Consider the following 15,421-nt stretch of genomic DNA (forward strand, 5'->3'; position numbering starts at 1 on the left):
GTTATCTCCTTATAAACTTTTGTCTATTTATAATCTTAAATAATATAAATATAGTTATAAATATTACCAATACGACAATAACAAATTTAATAACTATATTATTTATATTTTTTATAAGTTTATTAAATGTTTTATTATTTTCAGCTTTTGTTATTGATTTTGATTTATCGTAACTTGACTCTATATTGTTATTATTTGATTTTATTTTTATATCATCTATATTTATATAATTAATATTTTTCTTTAAATCTAAAAAACTTAAATTTTCTGATTTAAAATAGTCTATACATTTTTTCAAATAATTTATATCTATATTTGGATTAAAGTAAAAACCTCCAGTATATCCTCGTACCATAGATAGTTTATAGTAATTATACTTGATTTTATCTAATGATAATTTATCTTCACTAGATAGTTGTCCCAAGTTTTCAGGGATTATTGTGTTAAATTTTTCACTATCATTTATTATATATGGAAATGTACTTATCTCAAAAATATCATTATTATTTTGATATCTGCCTATATATGTTGATATGTATTTTTTAATCTCTTTATATCCTTCTTGAGTCATGGCATTTTTTTGTGATTCAAACCCTAATGGATATATACCATTTTCAATACATATTCTTATCCCACTTAATAGCCTATCTTTGATATATATGTTTAAATCTTTATTATGACTATTTAATACTTTTTCATTATAAAACTCATAATCTATTTTTTTTGATTCATCTTTTATATTATGTGAATATCCATTTAATATTACACTTCCACCCTTTTCTTGCATATGTTTTATAGTATTTAAAAGTTTATCATCTATCATAATAAGTTTATTACTATTTTTTTCTATAATTGTAGGTGTTAGAGATATTATAAATGGAATATTTTCTTCATATAGATAGTTAGATATTTCTTCTAACTTAACTGTATCTGAAAAAGGGTTTACATCTTCTATCTCTACAAATATTTTATTCTCAACAAAAGAATTTTTTTCAAAAAAATCATTTAAAGTATCTTCAAATATATAAGACTCATACATGTCCCAATTAGATATATAATATAAGTTCTTTTCTTTTAATATAAATGGATAAGTATTGTATCCATCACTCATTGTAGAAATAACTTTACTTTTTGTAGATGTTTTTACTAAGTTATAGTTATTTTTATTTTCTAAAATTATATTTTTATCCCCGTAATCCAAATTTGTTATATTGTTATTTTTACCTATATATTTTATTTGAAATTTATTATTTTTATATTCTAATAAATTTTCAATTTTATCCCCTATCCAGTATATATTTTTATTAGTACTTACGAAATCTTCCATAAACATTTTATTATCTATGTTATTATTTATATTTATAACGAATAGATAATCATAATTATTTAAATCTCCTTTTTTATAATCATTTATATTTATACTTTTTACTTCTTTATTAAATACATATAATAATTCATTAAGGTGATTTACTGTATTAATATTAGATTTCAAATTTGTTTTCGTTTCATATACTATTAGAGTTTTTTTATTTATACTATCATCGGCATAAATTAAATTTGAACTTAGTGTAATTACACTTAATGTAAATATTATAGATATTATTACTTTTCTTTTAAACATCATATTGTAGCTCCTCTTGTACATATGTTTTATATTCAATAGGAGACTTTATGTCTTTTTTATATTCTACTGCTGCTATTTTTGTATCTATACTTATATAGTTTTTATTATTTTTTAAGCTTAAGCTAATATCACTTATACCTATTTTTATTCTTTCTTTTACTATATTGGCACCATCTTCCCCTGTGTTTGGCATTATAATAGCTATAGTATCATTTTCTATTGTATATCTTTCATCTTCAATTCTTGTAGATTTTGTAATTACATTACTTATATCTTTCATTAGTTTATTAGTCTTGGACTCTCCAAGTATTTTCTTTGTTTCTTTATAATATGGTAACTTTACAAGCATTAAAGTAAGTTCAGTTTTATGTCTTTTAGCCTTACTAATTTCTCTTTCTAAATTCATATAAAATGCTTTTACATTTAATAAGCCTGTGTCTTCATGTATAGTAACTAAGTTTTCATATTCTCTTTCTAGTTTAACGTTTGATTTCTGGAGATTATTTATGTTATTTGTAAATTTTCCAGTTGTATAAGATACTATTGGCATAAATATCATCCATAAATAAGAAATATATGTTATTTCTACACCATTGTTTAAGCTTATGTAAAATATATATGCAGCATATATAAATATAGCTATAGATGTAGCTATAAGCCCTAATATGATTCCTCCTGTATAAGTTATCATTATATTAAAAAATGTTATGCAAAACATCACAAAGCTTATACTTTGTATTTGAAACTTTGAATTAAATATAAATAACATTGTAATTATAAATAATTCTAATATCAATCCTAGAAAATACCCATCTATTTTTTTAGATATTCTATTCATATAGTAGCTCCTCCTTTTTTAATCTTATTGTAAACTTATTACTATCTAATTTTTCCCATATAAAAAGGTATTGATTCTTAAATATATCAATACCTTTTTTATATTATAACATATAAAATCAAAAAAAATTGATTTTATATGTTACTATAATTTTTATTTTTCTAGACTATATTCTTCTAATTTTAATATCCCTTATCAAAAATAATCCCACTACAATCATAGCCCCTAAATCCGCAATTGGCTGAGACATCCAAACTCCATCTAAACCATATATTTTTGGCACAACTAAAATAACCGGAATTAAAATTATAACTTGCCTTAATAAACCTAAAACCATAGAAACCTTCGCACTTCCAATGGACTGAAAATAAACCGTTCCTAAAATCGAGATTCCTATTATAGGTAAGGTTATACTGTAAATTTTAATTCCATTTAATGCTAATGATATAAGCTTATCATCATTTGTAAATATTCCAATAAACTTTTCTGGATAAATCTTAATTAATACAAATCCCAAAGTTAATATGATAGTTCCAGCAATTATAGCACTAAATAAGACCTTTCTAGCTCTATCATATTCCTTAGCACCATAGTTATAAGCAATTATAGTCTGCATACCTTGGCTTAATCCAAATACAGGCATTAAAAACATTAAACAAATAGAAGTTATAGCTGCCATAGCACCTATTGATAAATCTCCACCATATATCTTCAATACTCTATTAGTTACTAAGTGAATAGAGCCGGATGCAAGTTCCATAAAAAATGGAGTTAAAGCTATTACTATAATAGGTTTTAAAATATTAAATTTAATTTTGATGTTTTTTACCTTTAGTTTTAAATTAGATTTGCCCCTTGTAAAGTAATGCATCGACCAAATACAAATTACTAATTGGCATATAATAGTCCCTATAGCTGCTCCTTGTATTCCCATATCAAACCAAAATATAAATATAGGATCTAGTATTAAGTTTAATATACAGCTTACTATCATCATATTTGCCGCTAACTTTGGTCTACCATCAGCTCTTATAGCACTATTTAGGGCAAATCCAGGCAAATTAAACCATGCTCCAAATAATATTACACTCATGTATTCTTTTGCGTATTTTAAAGTATCATTACTCGCGCCAAATATGTAGAGTATATCTTCTAAAAAAATTGTGCCTATTACCATTATAGATATCCCTACAATTAACTCTAATAAAAATGTATTACCTAATATCTTTTCAGCTTCTTCTTTATTTCCTTCTCCTAGCTTTATAGATATATTAGTACTTCCACCAACTGCAATTGCTACACAAAATGCACCTAAAATTGTAAATAGCGGCATAGTAACCCCTAGACCAGATATAGCTAGTGCTCCTACATCTTTAATAGAGCCTATAAAGGCTCTATCTACTGTATTGTATAAAGATGCTACCATCATAGCTAATATAGCAGGGACAGAGTATTTTAATAATAATTTACTTATTTTTTCTTCTTTTAAAGTTTGTTGATTTTCCATAACTCTCTCCTATATAACCATATCATATGTTATACACACTGGTTTTTGAGTTCTAGGATCATTAACTATTTCAGCATCTATATTAAATAGTTCTTTAAGATTTTCTTTCGTCATAACCTCGTATGCGCTCCCTTGGCATACAACTTCACCTTTTTTTACACCTATCATGTGATCTGCGAATCTAGCTGCATTGTTAAGTTCATGTATTACCATAACTATAGTTGTCCCTTGTTTTTTATTTAATTCTTCTAATAACTTTAACACTTCTAATTGATGAGCTAGATCTAGGTATGTTGTTGGCTCATCAAGTATAAGTATGTCTGTTTGCTGCGCCAAAGCCATTGCTATCCAAGCCCTTTGTCTTTGACCTCCAGATAAATCTTGTATAGATCTTTCTCTAAATTCTTCTATTCCAGTTGATTTTAATGCCCATGTAACTATATCTTTATCTTCCCTTTTTAATTTTCCAAACCCTTTTTGATGAGGGAATCTACCATAAGCAATTAATTCTTCTACTGTTAGCCCACTTGGTGCTTGAGGACTTTGAGGCAAAACAGCCATCATTTTTGCTAAATCCCTTGGATTTTGCTCTTTTATATTTTTATCATTTACATATATATCTCCACTTTTAGGTTTTATAATTCTAGCTATAGTTTTTAATATAGTAGATTTTCCACATCCATTTGAACCTATTATAGTAGTTATTTTCCCTTTTGGTATTTCTAAATTCAAATCTTTAACTATATCTAAATTTCCATAGGAAATATTTAAGTTCTTAGTACTTATGCAATTCATAATGTTCTCCTTTTCAGTTGTTATTTTTATCTAATCTGCCAACATAAGATAAATAAAGTATGGAACTCCTATTACAGATACAACTATTCCCACAGGAAGTTCCATAGGAGCTATTATATTTCTAGCTATAGTATCTCCTACTAACAATATTAAACTTCCAACTAATGCTGCAGTTGGAATTAGTTTTTTATGTTTTGGCCCAACCAGTTTTCTAGCTATGTGAGGAGCTATTAACCCTAAAAATGCAATGCTTCCTGCTACTGAAGTTGCTACTCCAGCTAAAATCACTGCATATATTATTAATTTTCTTCTTTCTTTTTCAACTTCTACTCCTAAACCTGTGGCTACTTCATCACCTAAATTTAGTGCATCTAAATATCTTGATTTGTAAATTGTAAGTATTACAAAAATTAATATAAAAGGTAAAACAGCCAATACATATTTCCAACTTGCTCCCCATATACTTCCTGAAGTCCATGCCATTACTCTATTAAATTCTTGTGTAGTAAATTTTAATTGAAATATTGTAAGTATTGATGTAAATGCTACATTTATTCCTATACCTATTAATAATAATCTAGAAGAATTTATACCGTTTTTCCATGCCAATATATAAATTAAAAATGCTCCAAATATAGCTCCACTCAGTGCTACCAATGGCATTGTAAATATGGTCATATTACTTATTCCATCATATACGTTTCCATTCATAATAAAAATATACACAACAACGAATAATGCTGCACCTGAATTTATACCTAATATTCCTGAATCTGCTAAATCGTTTTTAGTAACACCTTGCAAAATAGTACCTGCTATAGCTAAAGCTGTTCCCACTAATATTCCAATTACTATTCTAGGTAATCTTAACTTAAATATAGCAATTTCTTGACTTTTAGAACCTTGCCCTATTAAAGTTTTGATAACATCTGATGGAGCAATAGCTAGCGATCCTGTATTTAAACTAACTAAAAATGTAGTGATTATCAAAATCACTAAAATCCCTACAACTAAAGTAAATTTTTTATTTTTATTTATGCTTATCATCTATTTTGTATCCTTTCTAACAAGGTATATAAACATAGGAACTCCTAATAATGCAGTTAAAGAACCTATTGGAGTTTCATATGGAGGATTAATCATTCTAGCTAAAATATCACTATATACTAGTAAAACAGAACCTAAAATCATTGAACTTGGTATTATAAACTTATAATCTGCACCTACTACTCTTTTAGCTATTTGAGGAACTATTAATCCAACAAACACTATATTTCCTGCCACTGAAACAGATGCTCCAGTTAAAAGTATTACTACTATTATGCTTATAAATCTTACTACATTTGTTTTTTGTCCTAATCCAATTGCAACTTCTTCCCCTAAACTTAAAATTGTTATTTTAGGTGCCATAATCATAGCTCCTATTAATGCACTTCCTCCAACTATAGCTAAAAGCTTAACTCCTTCCCATTTAGCACTAACTAATCCTCCTGAAATCCAAAAGCTTAGCTGCTGAGACAAGTTAAAGTACATTGTTATTCCCATAGCCAAAGATATTAAAAGTGTACCTAATGCAGTTCCTGCAAGAGCAAGTTTTACCGGGTCAACTTTTCTTGAAGCCCTTGAACTTATAAAGTACACCAAAATTCCACTTATACTAGCTCCTAAAAAAGCAAATATCATAAGTCCAAAGCTTCCAATAACTAAGTTTTGGTTAATTCTTTGAACAACAAAAGCTACAGCTATCATAAATGTAGCCCCTTGTGTTATTCCCATAACAGATGGTTCTGCTATAGGGTTTCTAGTTATTCCCTGCATTATAGCTCCTGCTACTGCTAAAAATCCTCCAACAAGTGTTGCTGCAATTGCTCTAGGTATTCTAACATCTCTAATTATTTTAGTATTTACATCCCCGTTATCTATAAATAAACTTTGTATTATTGTTGATATATCTATGTTTTTAGCTCCTAGTGATATGGACATTACTATTCCAAATATAAGTAAGATAATTCCTAAGCCCATAAAAATACATGCTAATGTTTTTTTGTTAAGTTTTTTCATCGCTCCTCCTTATTTAAATTTATATATAAATTTAAATAGTAGGTGACAAAAGGATTAGCCCTCTTACCACCTACTCTCTATACCTTTATTTATTTACAACTTTATCTTTTATTGATTCTAATAACAGTTCTCTTCCTATTGGATTATATGCTTGACTAAAGTATGGACTTGAATCAAGTATTGTTACATTTCCATCTTTTACAGCTCTCATTTCTTTCCATACTGTGCTTTTTTCTAAGTCAGCTTTATCTGACTCTGTACCTATAACTATTATGTGATCTGGGTCTATTTCTGTTAACCCTTCCATAGTAACTGTTGGTAAAGTTATGCTATCTTGCTTAGGCATATTACTTGGTTGAGGTAATCCCATGTCAGTTTTTAATACTGTACCTATACCACCTTCAGTAAATACCATAAATTGGCCAGATGACGCTAATACTGTTAAGTATGTTTTATCTTCTCCGTTAGCTTTCTTTATCTCATCCCCGACTTTTTTAGCCTTAGTGTAATAATCATCTAACCATTTTTGAGCATCTTTTTCTTGACCAAATAATTTAGCTACATCTTTAAATTTAGCTTCCCAATCATTTGATTTATCTTCTAACATAACTACTGGAGCTATTTCTTTTAATTGATCATATATTTTTTCTTGTCTTGGTGCCATTATTATTAAATCTGGATTAGATTGTAAAATTGCTTCTATATCCATAGTATCCATCATCGAATGTCCAACTACCTTTGCTTTTCCTAGTTTATCTTCTATGTAAGATGGAACTTTATCTGTTTTATATGAGTCTACGTTTGCAGTACCTACAGGGGTATGCCCTAGTAATACTAATTCTTCACTACTTCCTGATATATCAACTATTCTCTTTGGATCTGTCGGTATCTTTACTTCCCCTTTTACTGATTGTACTACTCTAGTTTCTTCTTTTGTCTTTGTACTTTCACTGTTGCCTCCTGAACATCCAGTAACAAGACCAAGAGTAGCTATTGTTGCGCCTAATACTACTAATGATTTGAATCTTTTCATGTCATTCCCTCCAAATTTGTCCTTTTTATAATTATTATCATTATCTTCCGTTATTGATAATCACTATCATATATTTTATATTTTTATTATATCATGATTTTTTATGTCGTCAATATTTTTTATATAATAAATTTTTAAAATTCTTTTTAATTTTAATTTAATTAAGCATTTTCATTTAATTTTTAATGTTTATACTTGTTTTAATTGGGATAAATTTACAATAACCATAGAGGTTAATTAATATTTAAAGATATATTTTTATTTAATATATATAAAAAAGTAAATATATATTTACTGTAACTTTTAATTTTATAATTATTCATACTTTTCAATCAAATATTATACTTATTTTTAAATTTTCAAAAAATAAAAACAGGCCAACTTAAAGTAAGCCTGTTTAATACATAAAATTTACATGTTTATAAAATTTGCTATTAATACAATTATTATTAAATGTATTGGATAAAACCAATAAAACATCCACTTTATAAATTTATTAGATATTCCTAGCTTCCCGTTATACATAAGTATTGGAATTATTGCAAATACCATCATCCATTGATAGTCCCATAAAAATGCAACTTCTATGAAATTTGGTCCTATAAATCCAATTATACCTGCTAAACTAAATACAATATAAGCTAATGTCATAGCAACTTTTTTCTCTCTTAAGAAGTAAAATATTAATACCATTCCTACTCCATATAAAGATGCTTCTGTAAATAATCCTAATACTCCAAAAGATATAGCTAATATAATATTTATAATTCTCTTTTTAGAACCTTTTTGACTTAGTTTTGCTTGTTCTATCATACTTAACATTGCAATTGCAAAACCTAGTGATAAGAATATATTATTGTGTATTTTAAATAATAGATCTACTATTATCATTAATATTCCCATAGAGAAAATTCTTTGCATATATCTATATTTACTTCTTGTATGATAAAATCCTTCTACTATTAGGTAGAAAAATATAGGCGCTGCCAGTTTTCCTAAATATCCAAACCATATAGGCACTTGATTGTTTAATGCTACATTCATATAAGTATAAATATGATCCATAGCCATAAATATGATAGCCATAATTTTTAATGTAAAATTGCTAAATAGTTTCATGTTTTTCCTCCTGTAATAATCTTTGATAATATATTATTATTTTTCTCTACTTTTTACTATTGATTTACATTACACTAGGCTTACAAATTTGAAATGTATGGTTTATGTATTTTTTGTGTTTATTATAAGCTTAATTTACACAATATATTTAAAAGATATATTTTGAATTTATTATTTTTTAGTTTAATTAAATTAAGTCAAGTTCATATTTACTTTGCTAAAATTTACTTTATTTAATTTTTATGTTATACTATTTTAATACTCAATAATGCAAATCATAAGTAAAGGAGTGATATTAATGGAATTAAGTCACGTTAATGGAATCCTTACTCTTAATTTAAACATCGTGGCTACTATAGCACTTGCTTGCTTTTTAATAATATTTGGTAGGATAATTAGAAAGCATATTTCAGTATTAGATAGACTTTGTATACCAGGACCGGTTATAGGTGGTATACTTTTTGCAATTTTAGTATTTATATTAAAACACTTTGATATATTAAGTATTGTTTTAGATACTAGCTTACAATCTACATTTATGGTTGCATTTTTCTCAACTGTAGGTATAGAAGCTAGTTTTAAACTTCTTAAAAAAGGTGGAAAATCGGTAGTTATTTACTGGATTTTTTGTATAATACTTATTTTCGCACAAAATCTAATAGGTATATTAGGTGCAATGTTCACAGGTCTTGAGCCACTGCTTGGCCTTATGTGTGGAGCTATATCCATGGGTGGAGGTCATGGTACAAGTGCCACTTTTGGTCCAACTTTAGAATCAATGGGAGTTGTTGGTGCAAATACAATTGGCCTTGCCGCTGCAACTTTAGGACTTATATGCGGAGGTTTAATTGGAGCACCTACTTCAAAGTACCTAATTACAAAATATAAGTTAAAGCCTAAAAAAGAAACTGTTGTTAATTTTCATGATGATATTTCAGATAAAGATGGAATACATAGTGATGTTACAGATTCAGACGCTTCATTACCAACTGCCTCTGTAATAGATACTTCTGAATTTATAAAGCATTTATTTATAATCAGTACTTGTATGACTCTTGGTTATGTAGTTAGTGAATTTATAACTCACATTACTGGATATGTACTACCTGAATATGTAGGTGGTATTTTAGTTGCTATGTTATTTAGAAATACTAATGATAAATTTAAAGTTGTAGAAGTGGATTATTCATACTTTGAACTTTTAGGTAATGTAAGTTTAAAATTATTTTTAACTATGGCACTTATGAGTATTAAGCTTTGGGAACTTAAGACTCTTGGACTTCCTATGTTAATAATAGTTTTAATGCAAGTTTTATTTATAGTATTATTTACTATATTTGTGATGTTTAGATTATTAGGTAAGGATTATGATGCAGCCGTTATGGTTGGCGGGTTTATAGGCCATGAACTTGGAGCTACTCCAAATGCATTAGCTAATTTAAATTCTATATGTAGTAGATATGGTTACTCTCAAAAAGCATTTTTCACAATACCAATTGTATGTGCTTTCTTAATTGACTTAGTCGCCCTACCTACTATAATAATGTTTATTAACATGTTATCTTAAAAAGGTGGATTTATATATAAATCCACCTTTTTCTTATTTATTATAATACACTAGATTTTGCTGTTATTTCATATTTATCAAAATCTTTATCAGGACAAAGTATTTCTATTTTTCTTTTCTCTCCAGGTTCAATATCAGTTTCATTTGTAAAAGAGCTATCTACAACTGTTCCATTTTTAGCTATTAATTTATAATTAAATTGTACATAATCAATTTTTTTATCCGTTGTATTTTCAAATACACCTTCTATAACTGTTGAATATTCTCCTCTTTTAACTTCCCAAGATATATCTTTTGCTAAATCTTGAACTTTAGCATCATTTTTTTCTGTTTCTTTATTAACTTGATTTACAGCTTTATCTATACTAGATACTCCAGCTGTAAACATAGCTGTACATCCTCCAATAATTATTACTATTCCTATTACGATTCCTAATATAACTTTTTTCATAAAAACCTCCACTAAATAATTTCTTGTTGAGATTATTATAAAAGTTATATAAATTTAATTGGTATGCTCTTAGCATACATATTTAATTAAACACTAATTCCCAAATGCAATTAGTCCAAATCCCATAAATATTATAAAGGAATAAATAAAATATCCAATTATTTTTATGACTTCATTATCACTTCTTATCATGGGAAGCTTAGATTTTATATCTAAAAAGTTTGTATATAGTAAGAAAAGTGCTAATAGTATTAACATGGTACATCCATTTTCTAAAAGCATTTTAGGGCTATTAGAAACAATAAGCCCCATTATTAAAAATAAATACCATAAAGTTGCAATAACCATATTTAATTTTTTTCCACTCCTAAATCCAGGAATTTTATCTATTAGATATTTACTTTTTACTTTTTCTTTCCCTTGTTCTTTATTTTTATCTATAATAATTTTTTTACTTTTATTTTCATATACTGATTCTAAATCACTTTTTAATTCTTCTATATTTTGATATCTCTCACTTGCAGCTATTTTGGTACATTTTTTAATTATATATTTCAATTTTCCTTCATTTTCTTTTTCTAAAATCTCTTGTAATGTATAACCATTTATAAATTCTTCAATTATAATTAATTTATCTTTATATTCAAATACCTCATATATTCTAGGCATATTTTTACTACTTATCCCCATTAAAACTTTATATACATCTAAAGTATATTCTTTTAAAATTCTTTTTATATAAAATTTTTCATCAAGATTATTTTGAACTAGTATTATTTCACTTTTTCTACTTTTATGAATCGATTTTAAATCCTCATACAAAGATAATGCATATTCTGCCTCTAAATTCAAACGTTATTTCACCTCTTTTATTGATTTTACATCTCTAGAATTATATCATATTAATATGAGAGGTGAAAGTTTATATGAACGAGAACGAGACTGTAGAACTTATGAGCATTTTAAAAAATATAGATGATGAATCTTACTTAGATGAGTTTGTAAAAATTACAAGTACTAACTTTTCAGACCTAAGTCTTCCTAATTTTTTTCAGGATATATGTAAAGAAAAAGGTATAAGCAAAAGTGATCTTATAAAAAATGCTCAAATTGATAGGACGTATTGTTATCAAATTTTAAATGGAACTAAAAATCCAAGTAGAGATAATCTTTTAAAACTTTGTATATCTGCAAGATTAGATATAGAAGAAAGTAATAAGGCCTTAAAGCTGGGTAATGTAGGTCAGCTTTATCCTAAAAATCCCCGAGATAGCATTATAATATTTGGAATAAATAAAAAGCTTAATCTATTTCAAATAGATTAATTACTTTTTAATCGCAATTTTGATACTCTAATAGATTCCTAGTAAATTTAATTATTTAATAAGATTTTACTGTATATAATGTATAATAAAAAAAGACTAGATGAAATATCTTTTAAATACTTCTCCTAGTCTTTTAAATTATTTTTTAAATATTATAGTAACTTTAAATAAATCTCCATCAACACTTATTTTAAATCTTCCTCCTTGAAGCTCCACAAAACTTTTAGCAATAGCTAGGCCTAATCCACTTCCTTCAGTATTTCTAGATTTATCACCTCGTACAAATCTTTCAACTAAATCTTCTACATTAAACTTTATTTCTTCTTCAGTCATGTTTTTAAAGCTTATTTTCACAAATTCACTTTCATCTGATATATCAATGTATACTCTTGATGATGGCATAGCATACTTGCTTATATTTATTAATAGATTTTCAAATACTCTAAACATTCTTTGGCTATCTAACTTCATCATTACCTTTTCACTTGGGAAATTAGTTCTAATTTTTAAGTCAGATTCTTTAAATTTATCATCCACTTCAAGTAAAGTTTGTTTCATAAGAGAAACAATATCTACATCTATAATATTTAAGCTTACATTACCACTATTAGCCTTACTTACTTCAAATAAATCTTCTATTAATACCCTTAATCTTTCAGATTTTCTATCTAATGTCTCTAGATAGATTCTTCTATCTTCTTCACTTAAGTTCTCATCTTTTAATAAATCTACATAAGTTATTATAGATGTAAGAGGAGTTTTTAAATCATGACTTACATTGGATATTAATTCAGTTTTCATCTTTTGGCTTTTAACTTCTTCATTTACAGCTTTTTTAAGTCCTGCTTGTATATTTTCTATCTCTTTTTTTAATACATCAAAAACACCTAAGTCTTTATCTATTTTTACATCTAAATTCCCATTTGCAATTTCTTTTGTCATATCTAATAATATATTATAATTATTATTTATCTTTGAATATTTCTTTTTTATTAATAAATAAATTATAAATGTATATATAGGCGAAATTATTATTCCTACAACCCAAGTTGAACACATAATACATACTACTACTAAGTTTAAAATTAAAATAGTTACTATTTTTTTCTTGTTCTGCTCACCTAGTTTAATTTCTTTCATCCAGTCCAATTTATACTTTATCTTTTTTAATATTTTATAAATTAATGATTTTTCTTTTAAATAATTAACTATATTATAATCTATTATATGTTTTATAACTATTATAGATATAAATACTATACTAAATAAAGCAAACCAGTAAACTGTATTTATAAAATAATTTAAGATGTTTGAAATATCATTTGTCAATTGTAGCTGAGCAACCCTAATTATAGGACTATTATTAGCCGTTTTTAATATTATCTGATCTGATCCATAATATAAGTATATATAAGCTAAATAAGAAATTACTATGATTATCTCTATAGGTAATTTCAATACTTTTTTTAGTATTGCCCAATCTTTTATTTCCTTATATGGAATTATCAAAGCCATTATTACAACAAATATTATTCCAATATTTTTAAATAGGAGTGATGCATTTGAGTATGATCTGCTTTGCTCTGATAACTTATAATCTGCTATACTATCTGAGTATTTTAGATTTTTAGGAACACCATATATAAATTTCATATTTTTTATAGGCTTTATTTCAAAAGTATTCGTTGTTTCATAACTAAATAAATCATCTCTTATATTTTTATTTAAATTGCTTTGAAATGTTTGTCTATCTGCACCATATAGATTTTCAACTTTCATATTTCCTTTATCGTCAAAGTTTAACACTGTATATAAATCATATTTTTCCTGTAATTTTTTAACTGTATCTTCATTATTTTTTAAGACCAATAAATCTAAATTGCTATTTACATTTTGCTTTAAAACGTTATTATCTTTATCTAAAACACAATATTGGATATTTCTTAGTCTAGAAGTTAGGTTTTCATTAAATCTTTCAATATCACGATTAAAAGCATCCTTACCTTCAGTTTTATAATAAGGATCTATATTTGTTTTTTCTTCTAACATAATATCTGCAGGTTTTACATACTTCTCTTCTTTTTCATCATAGACTTTACAATATAAGCTATATGTAGATTCCATTATGTCATTTGAAAAATCAGTATTTTCTTCATATATATTATATCCAAACTTTTTACTATCAGATTTTATTCTTTGATAAGATAGCACCATACCTATTGATGCTATTAATATGGTAATTATTATTACGAGTTTTATATTAAATTTATTGCTTTTCAATTTTATATCCAACACCCCACACCACCTTTAAATATTTTGGATTTTTGGGATCCATCTCGATTTTCTCTCTTATGTTTCTTACATGAACCATAATAGTATCTGTGTTTACAGCTTTTTCCTTCCATACTTTTTCATATATTTCATCTGCTGAAAATACTCTTCCAGGATTTTTTATAAGTAAAGTAAGAATTTTAAATTCTATAGGTGTTGTTTTTATATTTTTTCCATCTACACTTACTTCTTTAGTCGCTGTATCTAATTCTAAGCCACCTATTGTATGTATATTTTCATTAATGTCATTTTTTTCAATCATACTTAAAAACTTTTTATATCTTCTTAGTTGAGAATTAACCCTAGCTAAAAGTTCTAAAGGCTTAAAAGGTTTAGCTACATAATCATCAGCACCTATATTTAATCCTGTTATTTTATCTATTTCTTCTGATTTCGCAGATAACATTATAATTGGAAAGTCATAATGTTCTCTAATTTTCATAGTGAATTCTATACCGTCCATCTTTGGCATCATTATATCTACAATACCTAAATGTATAGTTTCATTTTCAACTATATCTATTCCTTCCACCCCATTATTTGCTATAAATACTTTATATCCTTGATTGTCTAAATATGCTTTTATTGCATAAGCTATGTCTTTTTCATCTTCTACTACTAAAATATTAAATTTCATAAATATACCCCACTTAATTATTTTTTCTATATTATATAATATCATAAGGCATTTATAATTTTTAACATTTTATGCCCCCCTTCCTTATATTTTCTATATTTAAATAATAGCGATTAAATTTTAAGATATCCTT

General features: G+C 26.2%; 14 protein-coding genes. 2 read left to right on the forward strand and 12 right to left on the reverse strand.

Features of this window, described 5'->3' with window-relative positions:
* Position 1 precedes the first annotated feature (1 nt).
* From ATCC9714_RS10205 to ATCC9714_RS10240, 8 genes are all read right to left on the reverse strand, one after another.
* Positions 2–1,624 (reverse strand): DUF2334 domain-containing protein, encoded by a 1,623-nt coding sequence (locus ATCC9714_RS10205; RefSeq protein WP_054631547.1) that lies wholly within the window; start codon positions 1,622–1,624, stop codon positions 2–4.
* Positions 1,614–2,462, reverse strand: coding sequence for a GGDEF domain-containing protein (locus tag ATCC9714_RS10210; protein WP_057545202.1), 849 nt, complete (start codon positions 2,460–2,462; stop codon positions 1,614–1,616). Before ATCC9714_RS10210 ends, ATCC9714_RS10205 begins: the two co-directional genes overlap by 11 nt.
* Before the next feature lie 166 nt (positions 2,463–2,628).
* A complete protein-coding gene (locus ATCC9714_RS10215) occupies positions 2,629–3,969 on the reverse strand; it encodes an MATE family efflux transporter (protein ID WP_057545203.1) in 1,341 nt (446 codons plus the stop codon).
* Between the two features lie 9 nt (positions 3,970–3,978).
* Positions 3,979–4,764 (reverse strand): ABC transporter ATP-binding protein, encoded by a 786-nt coding sequence (locus ATCC9714_RS10220; RefSeq protein ID WP_021129564.1) that lies wholly within the window; start codon positions 4,762–4,764, stop codon positions 3,979–3,981.
* A 30-nt stretch (positions 4,765–4,794) separates the two neighbouring features.
* Positions 4,795–5,811, reverse strand: coding sequence for a FecCD family ABC transporter permease (locus ATCC9714_RS10225; RefSeq protein WP_057545204.1), 1,017 nt, complete (start codon positions 5,809–5,811; stop codon positions 4,795–4,797).
* A complete protein-coding gene (locus ATCC9714_RS10230; RefSeq protein WP_054631542.1) occupies positions 5,812–6,825 on the reverse strand; it encodes a FecCD family ABC transporter permease in 1,014 nt (337 codons plus the stop codon).
* An 85-nt stretch (positions 6,826–6,910) separates the two neighbouring features.
* Positions 6,911–7,858 carry an iron-hydroxamate ABC transporter substrate-binding protein gene (locus ATCC9714_RS10235; RefSeq protein WP_055331329.1) on the reverse strand — a complete coding sequence of 316 codons (948 nt, stop codon included), beginning with the start codon at positions 7,856–7,858 and terminating at the stop codon, positions 6,911–6,913.
* A 411-nt stretch (positions 7,859–8,269) separates the two neighbouring features.
* Positions 8,270–8,977 carry a TraX family protein gene (locus ATCC9714_RS10240; RefSeq protein WP_057574251.1) on the reverse strand — a complete coding sequence of 236 codons (708 nt, stop codon included), beginning with the start codon at positions 8,975–8,977 and terminating at the stop codon, positions 8,270–8,272.
* A 298-nt stretch (positions 8,978–9,275) separates the two neighbouring features.
* Between ATCC9714_RS10240 and gltS the strand changes: the two genes are divergently transcribed.
* Positions 9,276–10,544, forward strand: coding sequence for a sodium/glutamate symporter (gltS, locus tag ATCC9714_RS10245; protein ID WP_054631539.1), 1,269 nt, complete (start codon positions 9,276–9,278; stop codon positions 10,542–10,544).
* A 40-nt stretch (positions 10,545–10,584) separates the two neighbouring features.
* Here the strand turns inward: gltS and ATCC9714_RS10250 are convergent, their stop codons facing one another.
* Both ATCC9714_RS10250 and ATCC9714_RS10255 read right to left on the reverse strand, forming a co-directional pair.
* On the reverse strand, positions 10,585–10,995 hold the full coding sequence (locus tag ATCC9714_RS10250) for an FxLYD domain-containing protein (protein WP_021125690.1): 411 nt from the start codon (positions 10,993–10,995) through the stop codon (positions 10,585–10,587).
* A gap of 93 nt (positions 10,996–11,088) precedes the next feature.
* The gene (locus tag ATCC9714_RS10255) at positions 11,089–11,847 is read right to left on the reverse strand and encodes a protein kinase family protein (protein WP_057545206.1); all 759 of its coding nucleotides are present in this window, start codon (positions 11,845–11,847) and stop codon (positions 11,089–11,091) included.
* 74 nt (positions 11,848–11,921) lie between these two features.
* Here ATCC9714_RS10255 and ATCC9714_RS10260 point away from each other — a divergent pair, with 74 nt between their 5' ends.
* Positions 11,922–12,320, forward strand: a complete 399-nt coding sequence (locus ATCC9714_RS10260) for a helix-turn-helix domain-containing protein (protein ID WP_021125694.1) — start codon at positions 11,922–11,924, stop codon at positions 12,318–12,320.
* Positions 12,321–12,458: 138 nt separating this feature from the next.
* Here ATCC9714_RS10260 and ATCC9714_RS10265 read toward each other — a convergent pair whose 3' ends face one another.
* Both ATCC9714_RS10265 and ATCC9714_RS10270 read right to left on the reverse strand, forming a co-directional pair.
* Complete coding sequence (locus tag ATCC9714_RS10265) at positions 12,459–14,615, reverse strand: sensor histidine kinase (RefSeq protein WP_155485694.1); 2,157 nt, start codon at positions 14,613–14,615, stop codon at positions 12,459–12,461.
* Positions 14,587–15,288 (reverse strand): response regulator transcription factor, encoded by a 702-nt coding sequence (locus tag ATCC9714_RS10270; RefSeq protein WP_054631551.1) that lies wholly within the window; start codon positions 15,286–15,288, stop codon positions 14,587–14,589. Before ATCC9714_RS10270 ends, ATCC9714_RS10265 begins: the two co-directional genes overlap by 29 nt.
* Positions 15,289–15,421: the final 133 nt, after the last annotated feature.

Source organism: Paraclostridium sordellii, assembly GCF_000953675.1.
GTDB classification, from domain to species: domain Bacteria; phylum Bacillota; class Clostridia; order Peptostreptococcales; family Peptostreptococcaceae; genus Paraclostridium; species Paraclostridium sordellii.

What these genes read in the sequence shown, in the direction of transcription:
- gltS (WP_054631539.1), top strand. Translation starts at nt 9,276, where the DNA reads ATGGAATTAAGTCACGTTAATGGAATCCTTACTCTTAATTTAAACATC.
- ATCC9714_RS10225 (WP_057545204.1), bottom strand. Translation starts at nt 5,811, where the DNA reads ATGATAAGCATAAATAAAAATAAAAAATTTACTTTAGTTGTAGGGATT.
- ATCC9714_RS10220 (WP_021129564.1), bottom strand. Translation starts at nt 4,764, where the DNA reads ATGAATTGCATAAGTACTAAGAACTTAAATATTTCCTATGGAAATTTA.
- ATCC9714_RS10260 (WP_021125694.1), top strand. Translation starts at nt 11,922, where the DNA reads ATGAACGAGAACGAGACTGTAGAACTTATGAGCATTTTAAAAAATATA.
- ATCC9714_RS10215 (WP_057545203.1), bottom strand. Translation starts at nt 3,969, where the DNA reads ATGGAAAATCAACAAACTTTAAAAGAAGAAAAAATAAGTAAATTATTA.
- ATCC9714_RS10235 (WP_055331329.1), bottom strand. Translation starts at nt 7,858, where the DNA reads ATGAAAAGATTCAAATCATTAGTAGTATTAGGCGCAACAATAGCTACT.
- ATCC9714_RS10240 (WP_057574251.1), bottom strand. Translation starts at nt 8,977, where the DNA reads ATGAAACTATTTAGCAATTTTACATTAAAAATTATGGCTATCATATTT.
- ATCC9714_RS10270 (WP_054631551.1), bottom strand. Translation starts at nt 15,288, where the DNA reads ATGAAATTTAATATTTTAGTAGTAGAAGATGAAAAAGACATAGCTTAT.
- ATCC9714_RS10250 (WP_021125690.1), bottom strand. Translation starts at nt 10,995, where the DNA reads ATGAAAAAAGTTATATTAGGAATCGTAATAGGAATAGTAATAATTATT.
- ATCC9714_RS10210 (WP_057545202.1), bottom strand. Translation starts at nt 2,462, where the DNA reads ATGAATAGAATATCTAAAAAAATAGATGGGTATTTTCTAGGATTGATA.
- ATCC9714_RS10230 (WP_054631542.1), bottom strand. Translation starts at nt 6,825, where the DNA reads ATGAAAAAACTTAACAAAAAAACATTAGCATGTATTTTTATGGGCTTA.
- ATCC9714_RS10205 (WP_054631547.1), bottom strand. Translation starts at nt 1,624, where the DNA reads ATGATGTTTAAAAGAAAAGTAATAATATCTATAATATTTACATTAAGT.